This window comes from Nonomuraea sp. NPDC049419, from assembly GCF_040676995.1.
Lineage (GTDB): Bacteria > Actinomycetota > Actinomycetes > Streptosporangiales > Streptosporangiaceae > Nonomuraea > Nonomuraea salmonea.
Genome location: NZ_JBFAQB010000018.1, coordinates 59851 through 73838, shown reverse-complemented (window position 1 = coordinate 73838; position 13988 = coordinate 59851). Strand labels below are relative to the sequence as shown.

Annotated in this window: 15 protein-coding genes; 11 read left to right on the top strand and 4 right to left on the bottom strand. The window is 72.9% G+C overall.

Annotation, left to right across the window (positions count from 1 at the left end; translation table 11 throughout):
• Positions 1-157 precede the first annotated feature (157 nt).
• A complete protein-coding gene (locus AB0K12_RS37040; RefSeq protein ID WP_364571834.1) occupies positions 158-1621 on the top strand; it encodes a hypothetical protein in 1464 nt (487 codons plus the stop codon).
• Positions 1622-1626: 5 nt separating this feature from the next.
• Here the strand turns inward: AB0K12_RS37040 and AB0K12_RS37035 are convergent, their stop codons facing one another.
• Complete coding sequence (locus tag AB0K12_RS37035; protein WP_364571832.1) at positions 1627-2631, bottom strand: aldo/keto reductase; 1005 nt, start codon at positions 2629-2631, stop codon at positions 1627-1629.
• 132 nt (positions 2632-2763) lie between these two features.
• Here AB0K12_RS37035 and AB0K12_RS37030 point away from each other — a divergent pair, with 132 nt between their 5' ends.
• From AB0K12_RS37030 to AB0K12_RS37015, 4 genes are all read left to right on the top strand, one after another.
• Positions 2764-3606, top strand: a complete 843-nt coding sequence (locus AB0K12_RS37030) for a helix-turn-helix transcriptional regulator (RefSeq protein WP_364571830.1) — start codon at positions 2764-2766, stop codon at positions 3604-3606.
• A 236-nt stretch (positions 3607-3842) separates the two neighbouring features.
• The gene (locus AB0K12_RS37025; protein ID WP_364571828.1) at positions 3843-4070 is read left to right on the top strand and encodes a hypothetical protein; all 228 of its coding nucleotides are present in this window, start codon (positions 3843-3845) and stop codon (positions 4068-4070) included.
• Positions 4067-4762, top strand: a complete 696-nt coding sequence (locus AB0K12_RS37020; protein ID WP_364571826.1) for an ABC transporter ATP-binding protein — start codon at positions 4067-4069, stop codon at positions 4760-4762. The genes AB0K12_RS37025 and AB0K12_RS37020 overlap by 4 nt, the downstream gene beginning before the upstream one ends.
• The gene (locus tag AB0K12_RS37015; RefSeq protein ID WP_364571824.1) at positions 4759-5397 is read left to right on the top strand and encodes a hypothetical protein; all 639 of its coding nucleotides are present in this window, start codon (positions 4759-4761) and stop codon (positions 5395-5397) included. The genes AB0K12_RS37020 and AB0K12_RS37015 overlap by 4 nt, the downstream gene beginning before the upstream one ends.
• 63 nt (positions 5398-5460) lie before the next feature.
• Here AB0K12_RS37015 and AB0K12_RS37010 read toward each other — a convergent pair whose 3' ends face one another.
• Entirely contained in the window at positions 5461-6354 is an 894-nt protein-coding gene (locus AB0K12_RS37010; RefSeq protein WP_364571822.1) for an SDR family oxidoreductase, read from the bottom strand.
• Positions 6355-6450: 96 nt separating this feature from the next.
• On the opposite strand from AB0K12_RS37010, the gene AB0K12_RS37005 reads away from it, so the two are divergent.
• The 3 genes from AB0K12_RS37005 to AB0K12_RS36995 all read left to right on the top strand — a co-directional run bounded on the left by AB0K12_RS37005 (position 6451) and on the right by AB0K12_RS36995 (position 8734).
• Positions 6451-7008: a helix-turn-helix domain-containing protein gene (locus tag AB0K12_RS37005; protein ID WP_364571820.1), complete on the top strand. Its 558-nt coding sequence runs from the start codon at positions 6451-6453 to the stop codon at positions 7006-7008.
• A 69-nt stretch (positions 7009-7077) separates the two neighbouring features.
• On the top strand, positions 7078-7935 hold the full coding sequence (locus AB0K12_RS37000; protein ID WP_364571818.1) for a TrmH family RNA methyltransferase: 858 nt from the start codon (positions 7078-7080) through the stop codon (positions 7933-7935).
• Positions 7936-7975: 40 nt separating this feature from the next.
• Positions 7976-8734 carry an rRNA methyltransferase gene (locus AB0K12_RS36995; RefSeq protein WP_364571816.1) on the top strand — a complete coding sequence of 253 codons (759 nt, stop codon included), beginning with the start codon at positions 7976-7978 and terminating at the stop codon, positions 8732-8734.
• A 53-nt stretch (positions 8735-8787) separates the two neighbouring features.
• On the opposite strand, the gene AB0K12_RS36990 is transcribed toward AB0K12_RS36995, so the two are convergent.
• Both AB0K12_RS36990 and AB0K12_RS36985 read right to left on the bottom strand, forming a co-directional pair.
• Complete coding sequence (locus AB0K12_RS36990; protein ID WP_364571814.1) at positions 8788-10065, bottom strand: MFS transporter; 1278 nt, start codon at positions 10063-10065, stop codon at positions 8788-8790.
• Between the two features lie 61 nt (positions 10066-10126).
• On the bottom strand, positions 10127-10579 hold the full coding sequence (locus AB0K12_RS36985; RefSeq protein ID WP_364571812.1) for a hypothetical protein: 453 nt from the start codon (positions 10577-10579) through the stop codon (positions 10127-10129).
• Positions 10580-10949: 370 nt separating this feature from the next.
• Between AB0K12_RS36985 and AB0K12_RS36980 the strand changes: the two genes are divergently transcribed.
• From AB0K12_RS36980 to AB0K12_RS36970, 3 genes are read left to right on the top strand one after another with little or no spacing between them, the layout of a single operon-like run.
• On the top strand, positions 10950-11984 hold the full coding sequence (locus tag AB0K12_RS36980; RefSeq protein WP_364571810.1) for a tripartite tricarboxylate transporter substrate-binding protein: 1035 nt from the start codon (positions 10950-10952) through the stop codon (positions 11982-11984).
• A gap of 2 nt (positions 11985-11986) precedes the next feature.
• Entirely contained in the window at positions 11987-12445 is a 459-nt protein-coding gene (locus tag AB0K12_RS36975; RefSeq protein WP_364571808.1) for a tripartite tricarboxylate transporter TctB family protein, read from the top strand.
• Between the two features lie 21 nt (positions 12446-12466).
• Positions 12467-13972 (top strand): tripartite tricarboxylate transporter permease, encoded by a 1506-nt coding sequence (locus AB0K12_RS36970; protein WP_364374806.1) that lies wholly within the window; start codon positions 12467-12469, stop codon positions 13970-13972.
• The last annotated feature ends 16 nt before the right edge of the window (positions 13973-13988 follow it).

Genomic DNA, 13988 nt, shown 5'->3' with positions numbered 1-13988 from the left:
TGCCCGGACCCCGGAGATCGACACTATAAGCAGCCTTTCGTCACCGTCCGTGAGGCTCGCCGTTCGGGGTGGCGGGTGCGGCCGGCCGCATTGGTGGCCGCCGGCGGCCGGAGACGCCTGCCCGGCCTTTCGGCCGGCCCGCCACTACCATTCCGCCATGCCTTTCGATCTTGCGCTTCACCTCGCCACGGTGATGGGGTTCGTCCTCTTCGTGGCTCTTCCGCTGATGATCGCGGCGCTGGCCGTTCCTGCCGCGCTGTTCACCGCTCCGCGTCACCGCCACGAGCGGATCCGCCGGAGGGCCGTCGTCCTGGGGCTGCTCGTCTCGTCGGCGGGCGTGTGCCTCATGGGGCTCGGCGCGTGGCTGGCGCGTGAGGATTCCCGCTTCGGCGTACTCGAGTTCATCGGGATGTTGCTGAGGACCGCCCTCGGTGCGGGGCTGCTCGTCGCCGGTCTCGGCCCGCTGTCTTCGCGGCTGCTGGAGCTCCTCGGCCCGCCGGCGGAACGCCTGCCGGTGCCCTTACGCCTGGCCGTCCGCGACCTTGCCCAGCGGCGGGCCGTGGCGGCGGTGGCCATCACGCTGACCATGATGGCCACCGCCGCCGGCGCCGGGGTGACGGTGGTCGCGGCCGGCCAGACGACGCAGAGCAGAGCCCAGTACGTCCCCTTGGGCAAGCCGGGCACCTTGCTGGTCCGCCCGAATCCCCCGGTGCTGGGACCCTTCTCGGACGCGGACACCGCCACCGTCCGAGCGGCGATGGAGCGGGCGCTGCCGGGCGTGCCGATCGTCCAGAGCGAGGCCATCGCGGAGATCGGCTGGTTCTTCCACGCCGGAGCGGAGAACGTGGCGATTCCTGAGGACGCCTTCTTCCCTGTTCAGGCCATCGGTGATGAGAAGCTCCTGCGCTACCTCACAGGCGACCCGTCGACGCCCTACGACGAGGGCACGCCGGTGGTGATCACGTCAGCCGACGTGCCGGTCGACTCGGTGACCATCGGCTACAAGCTCAACCAGAACGACGAGAGCACGCAGACCAGAACCGTCCCCGCGCTCCTCGTGCGGGCCACGGAACCGAGCGTGGAAACGATCTTCGTCCCCTCGCAGCTCGTCCGCGATCTCGGCTACCCCCTGGCCACGAGCGAGCTGTTCGTCGACCCCGCCGTCCACCGTGCCACGCCCGACGCGCAGCGGCGTCTCGACGACAGGCTGGACGACGAGCTCGCGGAGGTCCACGTCGAGCGCGGCTTCCAGGCGCCCATGGGCTGGGCGCCCTTCGCCGCCGCGTCGCTGCTCGCCGCGATCGCGTGCGCGCTGGCGGCCGGCTTCGGCGCGGCGGCCACCGTCCGCCAGGCCCGCGTCATGCGGCGGACCGGCATCGCCTTCCGGTGGTTCTGCGCCGCCCGCGCGGGAGTGACCGCCTTGTGCGGCACGGTGCTCGGCGCGGTCGCCGGTTGCTCCGCCGGGATGTTGCTGCTGTGGCCGTTGACGGCGAGCCTCTCGTGGGAGGACCCGCCGCGGGTCCCGTTCGAGACGCCCTGGCTCATGATCGCGGCGATCGTGATCGGCCTCCCCCTCATCGCCGCGGCTCTCGGCGCGCTCTCGGCCCGCCAGCGACCCTGACCGGCTCAGGCCGCGCGGCGGCGCAAGGACGGCTGCCGGAGGGCGGGCGGCTGGTAGGCCTGGTCGAGCGTGCCGACGTCGGTGCCCGGCGGGACGATCTCGTCGATGCGGTCGAGCACGTCGGCGCTGAGCCGTACGTCCAGGCCGGCGAGCAGGTCGTCGAGGTGGGCCATGGTGCGCGCGCCGACCATCGCGGCGCTCACGCCGGGGTGTGCGGTCACGAACGCCAGCGCCAGGTGGTGGAGCGGCAGGCCGACCTCGCCGGCCAGCTCGGCGAACCGCTCGGCCGCCTCGATGCGGCGCTCGTCGTTGAGGTGCTTGAAGACGCCGGCGCGGCGCAGCTCGTTGGGCCGGCCGCGGCGGACGCGGCCGGTCAGCAGGCCCTGCCCGAGCGGCCCCCACACCAGGACGCCCAGCTGGTGGCGCTGCGCGACGGGCAGCACCTCGCGTTCGGCGGCGCGGTTGAGCAGCGAGTACGGCGGCTGCTCGGTGTGGAAGCGGGCCAGGCCGCGCCGCTCGGCCACCCACTGGGCCTCGACCAGGTCGGAGGCGGGCATGTTGGAGGTGCCGATCGCGCGGATCTTGCCCTCGCGGATGAGGTCGGTGAGCGCCGACAGCGTCTCCTCGATGGGGGTGCTGGGGTCGGGGACGTGCAGCTGGTAGAGGTCGATGTGGTCGGTGCCGAGGCGGCGCAGGGAGTTCTCGACGGCGGTGCGGATCCAGCGGCGGGAGGCCCCCTGCCGGTTGGGGTCCTCGCCCATGGGGCGGCCGTACTTGGTGGCGAGCACGACGTCGTCGCGCCGCCCCTGGAGCGCCCTGCCGACGACCTCTTCGGAGTCGCCGTAGGCGTCGGCGGTGTCGATGAGGTTGATGCCGGCGTCGAGTGCCTTGTGGATGACGCGGACGGACTCGGCCGGGTCCGGGTTGCCGACGGAGGTGGCGAACATCAGGGCGCCGAGCCCGTACGAGCTGACCTTGATGCCGGTACGGCCGAGCGTGCGGTACTGCATGACGAACCTTTTCTTCCGGTGGATGAACCGGGATCCACTTTGGGGCGGGCCGGGCGGCGGCGGAAGAGACGTCCTTATCCGGGGACGCGCCGTCCCTGGCTACGCCACCACGGCATCGGGCATGGTGGAGGGGTGGACAGAGCTGAGCTGGCCGACTTCCTGCGCCAGCGCCGTACCCGGCTGATGCCCGCCGACGTGGGCCTGTCGCGGGGCGCGCGGCGCCGCACGCCGGGGCTGCGCCGCGAGGAGGTGGCGCAGCTGGCCGGCATGTCCACCGACCACTACACGCGGCTGGAGCAGGCCAGGGGGTCGCGGCCGTCGCGCCAGATGCTCGCCGCCGTGGCCCGCGCGCTGCGGCTGTCGCGGGACGAGCGTGACCACCTGTTCTTCCTGGCCGGTGAGGAGCCGCCGCGCGACCGGCCGGCCACCGAGCATGTGCGTCCGGGCCTGCTGCTCATCCTCGACCGGCTGGTGGACACGCCGGCGCAGGTGGTCAACGATCTGGGCGACGTGCTGGCGCAGAACGCGATGGGCAAGGCGCTGCACGGCGACGTGTCCGCCCTGCCGGTGGCGGAGCGCAACCTCGTCTGGCGCTTCTTCACCGTGCCCGCCGCGCGTGAGCTGTTCCCGCCCGAGGAGCGTGATCGGGCGGCGCGGACGGCTGTGGCGGATCTGCGCGCCACCTGCGCCCGCCGCCCGGACAACGCGCGGGCGGCCGAGCTGGTGCGCCGGTTGCGCGCTCGCAGCAAGGAGTTCGCCGCGCTGTGGGACGATCATGAGGTAGCCGTACGCCGCAGCGACACCAAGCTGTTCGCCCACCCGGTGGTCGGCCTGCTGGAGCTGGACTGCGAGGTGATGCTGAGCCCCGAGCACGACCAGCGGCTGATCGTGCACACCGCCCGTCCGGGCACCGAGGCACACGAGCGGCTGCAGCTGCTGCGCGTGGTCGGCTTGCAGGACCTGACCCTCCCCTGACCGCTCCTAGGTCGGACGGGGCCGGCCCGGAGGCGTCTGGACGCCTCGTGCCCGTACGGGGCGAGGGTGGGTGCGAAGGTGCGGGTGAGCCGCTCGTCCGGCCCGTAGGCGGGCCTTCCGGGGTCGCCGGTGGCGGCGAACGACGTCCACGCCGACCTGACCAGGCCGCCGGGTCCTCCCCTGGCGCGAACCGTTCGTGCCGCTCGCCCGACTGTGCTGGGTGACGGGAGGACGAGATGATCGAGACCGAGGAGCCGCGCCTGCCGGCGCGGGACGTGATGGACCGGCCGGCGCCGTCGCGCGCCGCCCGGGCGCGGGCGGTGGCGGCGCCGCCGACCTGGTATGGCGGCCGGCTGGTGACGCGGAGGGTGGTCCTGTTCGCCACGGACCGGCTGATCGCCGCCTGGCCGGCCCTGGCACTGCTCCGCCGCCTGCACGAGCTGACCGAACGGGAGGAGCGGTGAACGCGCTGGAGACGCACGACCTGGGCAGACGTCATGGGCGGCGGTGGGCGCTGCGCGAGGCGAGCGTCACGGTGCCGGACGGAGCCAGGGCGGCGCTGGTCGGGCCCAACGGAGCGGGCAAGTCGACGCTGCTGAACCTGGTGGCGGGCCTGCTGGAGCCCACCACCGGCCGGATCGAGATCTTCGGCGGGCCGCTGGAGCCGGCGGCGGTCGCGTTCGTGGCGCAGGACAAGCCGCTCTACCGCCGCTGGAGCGTCGCCGACCTGCTGCGCTTCGGCGCCGCCACCAACCCCCGCTGGGACGGCGCCGCCGCCCGGTCGCTGCTGGCCGGGCACGGCATCGGCTCGCGCGAGCGCGTGGACCGGCTGTCCGGCGGCCGGCGCACGCTGGTCGCGCTGGCGCTGGCCGTCGGCAAGCGGGCCGGGCTGGTGGTGCTGGACGAGCCGCTGGCCGAGCTGGACCCGCTGGCCCGCATGGAGGTGATGAGCGTGGTCCGCGATCTGCCCGCCACCGTGCTGCTGTCCTCGCACATCCTGGCCGACCTGGCCGAGGTGTGCGATCACCTGATCCTGCTGGGCGCCGGCCGCGTGCGTTTGTGCGGCGGCTTCGGCGACCTGCTGCGCGACCACCCCGCGACCGGCCTGGAGGACCTCGTGCTGCACTACCTGCGCAACCCCGAGGAGGTCCGGTGAGCGGGCTGCTGTGGGTGGCCTGGCGCGGGCAGCGGGCCCAGGCCGCCGCCATCGCGGCGCTGCTCGTGCTGTACGGCGCCGGCGTGGCGGCCGAGCGGCTGGAGCCGGGCCTGGCCGGGCTCACCTTCCAGCTGTCGGGCTTCCTGGCCGGCGCGATCTGCCTGATCTGGGGTGCGCCGCTGGTCGCCCGCGAGTTCGAGGCCGGCACCCACCAGCTGGCCTGGACGCAGAGCGTGTCGAGGGGGCGCTGGCTGCTGGCCATCGTCGCGGTGGCGGCGGCCGGGGCCGTGGCGGCGACCGCCGTCCTGGCCGGGGCGCTGGGCTGGTTCCTGCCGGGGGTGGGGGGTGAGGCCATGGCGTGGCCGTACTACGAGAGTCACGGGCCGGTCCCGTTCGGCAGGTCGCTGCTCGCGCTGGCGCTCGGTGTCGCACTCGGTGCGGCCACCCGGCACACCCGCATCGCGATGCCGCTGTCGGTGCTGCTGGTGGGGGCCGGGCAACTCGTCGCGCGGGCGCTGCGCGAGCGGTCGGACCTGGCGTTCTGGCCGCTGCAGTGGACCGAGACGGCCGTTCATCTGGTGCTCGCCGTGGCGCTGGTGGGAGTGGCGTACCTGGTGATCCGGCGTCGCGCCTGAACTAGGTAGCCCGGGCGGGCTGCCCGCTCGTGCCAGGCAGCGCCATCCGGACGCGCCGCCGGTTCAGCGCCGGCCGTACGCGCCGGCGTTGAGGTCCTCGATGAGGGTCGGGCCTGTCGGGTGCCAGCCGAGCAGGTCCTGGGTGATGGCGCTGGAGGCGGTGAAGTCGCCTGAGAAGAAGGCGGCGATCCAGCCGAAGTGGCCGGGGACGTCGTCCGGGTCGATGGAGGCGGCGGGCAGGCCGAAGACGCGGCCGATGGCCTCGGCGATCTCGCGGGTGGTGACGCCCTGCTCGGCGATGGCGTGGACGCGGCTGCCCGCGGGCGCCTTGTCGAGTGCGAGCGTGACCAGGCGGGCGGCGTCGGAGACGTGGACGGCGGACCAGCGGTTGGCGCCGTCGCCCGGGTAGCCGGAGACGCCCTTGTCGCGCGCGACGCCGGCGATGACGGAGATGAAGCCGTGGTCGCCGGCGCCGTGGACGGTGGGGGCGAAGCGCAGGCTCACCGCGCGGACGCCGCGTTCCGCGTACTCCAGGGCGAGGCTCTCGGTGCCGCCGCGCGGCGAGTCGGGGCCGTGGAAGGGCGAGGGGACGTCCTCGGTGAGCACCCCGTCGGCGAAACCGGCGATGCCGGAGGCGAGCAGGAACGGCCGGTCGCTGCCTGCGAGGGTGTCGCAGAGGGTCTGGACGGCGGCGCGCTCGGCGGCGTTGGTGCCGGCCAGGTCGCTCCAGTCGTGCTTGTTGGCCAGGTGGATGACGGCCTCGGCCGCCTCGGCGCCGGCGCGCAGACCGGCGAGGTCGTCGAGGTCGCCGCGGTGGACGTGGGCGCCCTTGGCCTCCAGCGCGGCGGCGGAGGCGTCGGACCTGGCCAGGCCGGTGACCTTGTGCCCGGCGGCGAGCAGGTCGTCGACGACGGCCGAGCCGATCCAGCCGGTGGCTCCGGTGACGAAAACGTGCATGGGTGTACTCCTCGCAAAGCCATGTCAGCGACTGACGTCAGTGACTGACATAGCTTAACCCCCATGTCGGTCGCTGTCATCACTAGACTCGGGCGCATGGTGCGTTGGGAACCGGGAACCCCCGAACGACTGCAGCGTGCGGCGCTCGAGCTGTTCGCGACCCGCGGCTACGAGGAGACGACGGCCGCGGAGATCGCGCAGGCGGTCGGGCTGACCGAGCGCACGTTCTTCCGCCACTTCAAGGACAAGCGCGAGGCCCTCTTCCACGGCCAGGACCTGCTGGAGAAGGCGTTCCTCGAGGGCGTGGCGGCCGCGCCCGAGCAGGCGTCGCCGCTGGAGATGGTGAGCGCCGCCCTGCGTGCGGCGGCGGCGTCGTTCCCCGACGAGCGCCGCCCCCTGTCGCGCACCCGCCAGGACGTCATCGACCGCAACCCCGCCCTGCAGGAGCGCGAGCGGCACAAGCTGGCGTCGCTGGCCGCCACGATCGCCGAGGCGCTGCGCGCGCGTGGCGTCGGCGAGCCGGCCGCCACGCTGGCCGCGCAGTCGGGCATCACGGTGTTCGGGGTCGCGTTCCTGCGCTGGATCGACGAGGAGCGCCCGCTCGACGCCATCATGCAGGACGTCCTCGGCGAGCTGCGCACCGTCCTGCGCTGACGCCCACACGCCCAGCGGCCCGGTCATCGAGTTGTCGTGCCCGGTGGAACTGCTCCTATCCTGTACGGCGTGATCGATCGGGGGCAGCCGGTGCCGGCGCATGTACGCATCACGCGGGCGAACGCGCGCTTTCAGCAGTGGCAGGCCCTGCTGGGCAACCGGAACAAGCGGCAACGGGCCAGGGAGTTCATCGTCCAGGGCGTGCGGCCGATCAGCCTGGCGGTCGAGTTCGGCTGGCCGGTGCGGGCGCTGCTGTTCGACGCCGAGCGGCCGCTGTCGGGCTGGGCCAGGGAGATGCTGGAGACGGCCGGGGCCGAGCGGGTGGCCACCGCCCCCGAGCTGCTGCGGCAGCTGGGCGAGAAGGACGAGGACGTTCCCGAGCTGGTCGCGGTCGCCGAGCTGCCCGACGACGACCTGTCGCGCATCAAGGCGGGGCCGGCCTTCCTGGGCGCGGTGTTCGACCGGCCGAGCAATCCCGGCAACATCGGCACGATGGCCCGGTCGCTGGACGCGTTCGGCGGCACCGGGCTGATCGTCACCGGGCACGCCGCCGACCCCTACGATCCCCGCTCGGTGCGGGCCTCCACCGGGTCGCTGCTGGCGCTGCCGGTCGTGCGCTGCTCCTCGCACCGCGAGGTGCTCGCCTGGGTGGACGGCCTGCGCGCCCGGGGGCTGCCGCTCACGGTGGTGGGCACCGACGAGAAGGGCGAGCGCGACCTCGCCGACCTCGACCTGACCGGCCCGGCCCTGCTGGTCATCGGCAACGAGACCAGCGGGCTGAGCGCGGGGTGGCGGCAGGCGTGCGACATCATGGCCCGCATCCCGATGGCCGGCGCCGCCAGCTCGCTCAACGCCGCCAGCGCCGCCACCGTCACCCTGTACGAGGCCGCCCGCCAGCGCCGCACCGGCGGGACCGGCACCGCATGACCTCCCGCCAGCGCCGCAGCGACGTCGAGCGGTCCCGCGCGTGCCGTGGCGGGGAGAGCCGGTCGTCTCCATGAGCTACCGGCACGCGACCGTTCCGCGCGACTACCAGGACTTGGCCAGCGGGTCGGTGCTGCATTCCGCGCCGGGGTTTCCTGCGTTCCCGGTCCGGCTGGCGAGTGAGATCTTTCAGCGGGCGCTGGACCTGCGCGGCGGCAGACGGCCGGCCGCTCTGTGGGACCCGTGCTGCGGCAGCGGCTACCTGCTGACCGTGACGGCGCTGCTGCATCGGCCGCTCATCGCGTCGGTGCTGGCCTCCGACCTCGACCCCCGGGCGGTCGATCTGGCCGGGCGCAACCTCGCCCTGCTGACCGGGGCCGGGCTGGCCTCTCGTGCCGCCGACCTGCGCGAGCGCTCCGCCCGGTTCGGCAAGCCGGCGTACGGCGACGCGGCCCAGGCCGCCGACCGGCTCGCCACCGGTCTCGAGACCGACGGCGGCGACGTCCCGTACGCGGCCCGCCAGGCGGACGTGTTCGACGCCGGCCAGGTCGGGCGGGCGCTGGGCTCCTGCGCGCCTGACATCGTGATCACCGATGTCCCCTACGGCGAGCAGACCCACTGGGGCGGCCCTGGGGCGGCGGCGGGCGTCCCCGGCATGGTCGAGGCGCTGACCGCTGTGCTGCCGCGGGACGGTGTGCTCGCGGTGACGGTACGGGGCCGCAAGGTGCCCATGGACGGCGGTCGCCGCCCGGACACCTCGTTCAAGATCGGCACCCGCGCCGTCGCGCTGTTCCGCGCCTGAGAAACGCGCCTGAGAACACGCTTGAGAACACGCTTGAGAACACGCCCGTCCGCTCAGTCGTGGGCGATGTGCAGGAGCTGCCGCCACAGCAGCACCACGAACGCCGCCGACCCGGCGAAGGCGAACCAGAACGGCGCCGCCACCCCCAGGTGAGTGGCCAGGGTGCCGCCGATGAGCGAGCCGACGACCAGGCCGAAGTAGACGCAGATGGTGTTGACGCTGCCCACCCGGCCCTGCAGCTCCTGGGGGACGGCGCGCTGGCGGACGGTGACCGACGTGGTGCCCCAGATGAAGGCGTGCGCGCCGAAGACGAGGAAGATGCCGCCGGCGACCCACGGCGAGTGGGTCAGGGCCAGGCCGAGGTGGGTGAGGGTCTCGATGACCAGCCCGATCCGCATCAGCGCGCCGAGGCTCACCCTGCGGGTGATGGCGCCGTACAGGCTGGTGCCGATGAGGCCGCCGATCCCGCTGATGGTGGTCATCAGGCCGAAGCCGATGGGGCCGAGGCCGAGCTGCTCCTGGGTGTAGAGGACGAGCACGGACCAGGCGGCGCCGAAGGTGAAGTTGAAGATCAGGATGGTGAGCGCGAGGGTGCGGACGGCGGCGTGCCTGATCGTCCACCGGAAGGCGTCGAGGAGCTCGCGCACGACGCCGCCGCCGACCCCGCCCCCGGACCCGGCGGCGGGGTCGGCGGCGGGGTCGGGGCCTGTTGCGGCATCGAGCGTGCGGCGGCCGTGAGGTGGCAGCGTGACCCGCGCGACCAGCACCATGCCGCCCAGCACCAGCAGCAGCTGCCCGGCGAACGGCCAGGTCAGGCCGAGCCCGATCAGCGCCGCGCCGACGGGCGGCCCGGCGAGCTGGTTGAGCGTGATGAACCCGGTGCCCAGGCGGGCGTTGGCGACGGTCAGGTCGTCGCGGGCGACCAGCATGGGCGTCAGCGTGGAGGTGGCGTTGTCGGCGAACACCTCGGCGACCGACCGCAAAGCGAGCGCGATGAGCGCCGTCGTCACGGTGAGGGTGCCGGTCAGCAGCAACACGACGAGCACGGCCAGCACCACCGCGCGGGCGGCGTTGGCGGCGAGGACGATCGTGCGCCGGTCGTGCCGGTCGGACAGCACGCCCGCGTACAGGCCGAACAGCAGCGGCGGCGCCCAGCTGACCAGGGCCGACAGCGAGATGAGCAGCGGGTCACGGGTGAGCGTGGCGATCAGCAGCGGCCCGGCCGCGGCGGCGAGCCCGTCGCCGAGATTCGTCAGCCAGCTCGAGGCCAGCAACCATCGAAAACCTGTGCCGAGGCGTGCGGGCAGCACGCGTTCCATCACTGTGACCACGAGCGCACAACCCTACGATCCGGCCCTGAACGGGGGCAACGCGTTTTCCGGGGGGCCGGGCTCAGGAAAGGACGAGGGTTTCTTTCACCCGGCGCGACCGCGCGAGATAGGCCATGCCGACGAGGCCGGGCAGCGAATCGATGACGACGCCGAGCGGTGACTTCATGCCGAGGAAATACCAGATGAGCAGGAAGACGACCGTGGAAATGGCCCAGACGGCGTTGTTGACCACGGCGGACTTGCGTTTGTTGAGGATGAGCCGCATCACCACGACGCTGTATGCGGCGAGGAAGACGTTGCTGACGACGTAGAAGATGATGGAGCCCCACGGCGCGGGCTCGCTGAGGCCGCCGAGCGCGGGGTTGGCGTTGACGATGACGGCGGCCAGCGCCAGCCCGAGCCCGTGCACGATGAGGATGCCGTGGGCGACGACGTAGGCGGCCAGCAGGCCGCCGACCCGCCGCGGCGCGGGCCCGGCCGGCGCTGCGGGCTCGGCTTCGTACGGGCGCGGCATGGCTCTTGCGTCCCCCTTCTGGCCCCGGGGCGAAAGGCGGCCACGGGTCGGCGTCTTTCGGCAGCCTGTCAGAGTTCGCGGCACCGCACAATCCCGTGCCGACAGCGCGGGAAGTCGTTTCCGGATCGTTTCACGTCCCGTATTGCCTGGCCGGGCGCCGCCGGGGATGATGTCGCCGTCAAGGCGCTGCCGCCGGCTCACGGCACGTCCTAAATCAACGCTTGTGTTGAACCGTTAATCTTGCGATTCTTCTCCCATCCGGCGCATTCAAGAAACCATTCCTCTCCACCCCCTGGACGCGTCCTCGCAGAGTCTGCGGGGCCGCGCACGCACACGACCCACGGGCATGCGCTGACGAGGAGGTCGCGATATGACATGGACCAGCAGGTACCGGACCGCCGCGCGGGCGATCGCGGTGATCGGCGCGGCGGCGCTCGTCTCCGCCTGCGCCGGGAACGGCGGCGCGGGAGGCACGGGCGGCACGGCGAGCGGCGGCGGTGCCTACCCCGACCGCACGATCACGTTCGTGGTGCCGTTCAGCGCGGGCGGGCCGACCGACACCGTCACCCGCATGATCGCCGAACCGATGGGCGCCAAGCTCGGCGGCAAGATCGTCGTGCAGAACGTGGAGGGCGCCGGCGGCACGGTCGGCGCGGGCGAGGTGGCGCGGGCCGAACCCGACGGCTACACCGTGCTCATGCACCACATCGGCATGTCCACCGCGCCCGCCCTCTACCAGGATCTCGGCTACCAGCCGCTGGAGAGCTTCGAGATGGTCGGCCTGGTCACCGAGGTGCCGATGACGGTGGTGGCGCGCAAGGACTTCGAGCCCGCCACGCTGCAGGACCTGGTGACGTACGTGAAGGCCAACGCGAGCAAGGTGACGCTGGCCAACGCCGGCATCGGCGCCGCCTCCCACCTGTGCGGGCTGCTGTTCCAGACGGCCGCGGGCGTCAAGCTGCAGGAGGTCCCGTACGAGGGCACCGGCCCGGCGCTGACCGACCTGGTCGGCGGGCAGGTCGACTTCATGTGCGACCAGACCACCAACACCAGCGGCCAGATCTCCGCCAAAGAGGTGAAGGTGTACGCCGTCACCACCCCCGAGCGGGTCGGCAGCCTGCCGGACGTGCCCACCACGACCGAGGCCGGGCTGCCGCAGCTGCAGGTCAGCGTCTGGCACGGCCTCTACGTCCCCAAGGGCACCCCGCCCGACGTGGTGAGCAAGCTGTCGGAGGCGTTGAAGACGGCGCTGGCCGACCAGAAGGTCATCGACCAGATGGCCAAGCTCGGCACCGCGCCCGTCCCCGCCGAGGCCGCCACCCCCGAGGCGCACAGGACGAAGCTGCAGGAGCAGCTCGGCACCTGGGCCAAGGTCATCGCCGACGCGGGCGTCAAGGCCGGCTGAGCATGCGGGCACGACGCTCCTGGCCGGACGTCCTGGCCGGCGCGATCTTCGTCGTCATCGGCGCCGTGTTCGCGGCGGGCGCGCTCGGCTACGAGCTGGGCAGCCCGCTGCGGATGGGGCCCGGCGCCTTCCCGCTGCTGGTCGGCGTCATCGTGGCCGGGCTCGGCCTGGCGATCGTGGTCAAGGGCCTGATCGCGGGCGAGGTGATCACCTTCGGCGGCGTGCCGTGGCGGGCCATCGCCGCCATCACGATCGCGCTGGTGTTCTTCGGCTTCACCGTACGCGGGCTCGGCTTCGTGCCCACGGCGGCGGTGACCGCGCTGCTGACCACGCTGGCCGGCCGCGTACGGCTGCTGACGGCCGTCGCGGTGGCGGCCGGCCTGACGGTGGCCGCCACCCTCATCTTCGTCGTCGGACTGCAGCTGCGGATCCCGCTCGTGGGCCCGTGGCTGGGCGCCTGACGCGCAACCGGATCTTGGGGTATGGACCTTCTCGACAATCTCGCGCTGGGCTTCTCCACGGCCCTCCTCATCCAGAACGTCCTCTACTGCTTCGTCGGCGTGCTGCTCGGCACCGCCGTCGGCGTGCTGCCCGGCATCGGGCCGACGGCGACGGTGGCGATGCTGCTGCCGATCACGTTCACGTTCGAGCCGGTCACCGCGCTGATCATGCTGGCCGGCATCTATTACGGCGCCCAGTACGGCGGCTCGACCACCGCCATCCTCATCAACCTGCCCGGCGAGTCGTCGGCGGCGGTCACCGCGCTCGACGGCCACGAGATGGCCCGGCAGGGCCGCGCCGGCCCGGCGCTGGCCACGGCCGCGATCGGGTCGTTCATCGCCGGCACGGTCGCCACCGTCGTGCTGGCCGTCGCCGCGCCGCCGCTGGCCAGGGTGGCGCTGCAGTTCGGGCCCGCGGAGTACTTCTCGCTGGTGCTGCTCGGCCTCATCGTCTCGATCGCGCTGGCCCGCGGCACCGCGCTCAAGGCGCTGGCGATGATCGCGCTCGGCGTTCTGCTGGGCACGGTCGGCCAGGACCTCTACACCGGCACCCCGCGGTTCGTGCTCGGCCAGCGTGAGCTGTACGGAGGGATCGACTTCGTCTCGGTGGCCGTCGGCATGTTCGGCGTGGCCGAGATCCTGCGCAACCTGGAGAGCGGGCAGGCCCGCACCGCGATCGTGTCGCGGGTGCGGCACCTGTGGCCGACCCGGGAGGACTGGCGGCGCATCGCCGGCCCGATCCTGCGCGGCACCGGCCTGGGCTCGGCGCTCGGCGTGCTGCCCGGCGGCGGTCACGTGCTGGCCTCCTTCACCTCTTATGCGGTGGAGAAGCGGATCTCGCGGCGGCGGGAGGAGTTCGGGCACGGCGCCATCGAGGGCGTGGCGGGGCCCGAGTCGGCCAACAACGCCGCCGCGCAGACCTCGTTCATCCCGCTGCTGACGCTGGGGCTGCCCGCCCATCCGGTGATGGCGCTGATGGTGGGGGCGTTCATCGTGCACGGCATCACGCCGGGCCCGAACGTCATCGTCGAGGAGCCGGCGCTGTTCTGGGGGCTGATCGCCTCGATGTGGATCGGCAACGTGCTGCTGGTGCTGCTGAACCTGCCGCTGATCGGCATGTGGGTGCGGATGTTGCGGATCCCGTACCAGGTGCTGTTCCCGATGATCGTGCTGTTCGCGGCGATCGGGACGTACTCGCTGGGCTTCAACGCCTTCGACGTGTACGCGATCGTGCTGTTCGGGCTGCTCGGCTACGTCCTCATCAAGTGCGGCTGCGAGCCGGCGCCGCTGCTGCTCGGCTTCGTGCTCGGCCCGCTGCTGGAGGAGAACCTGCGCCGCGCGCTGATCATCTCGCGCGGCGACGCGTCGGTGTTCGTGACCCGGCCGATCTCGGCGACTCTGCTCGCCCTGACGGTGCTGGCGCTGGTGGTGGCGGTGCTGCCGGCGATCCGCCGCCGCCGCGAGGTGGTCTTCACCGACGACGACTGATTCCGGCCGAGCGGTA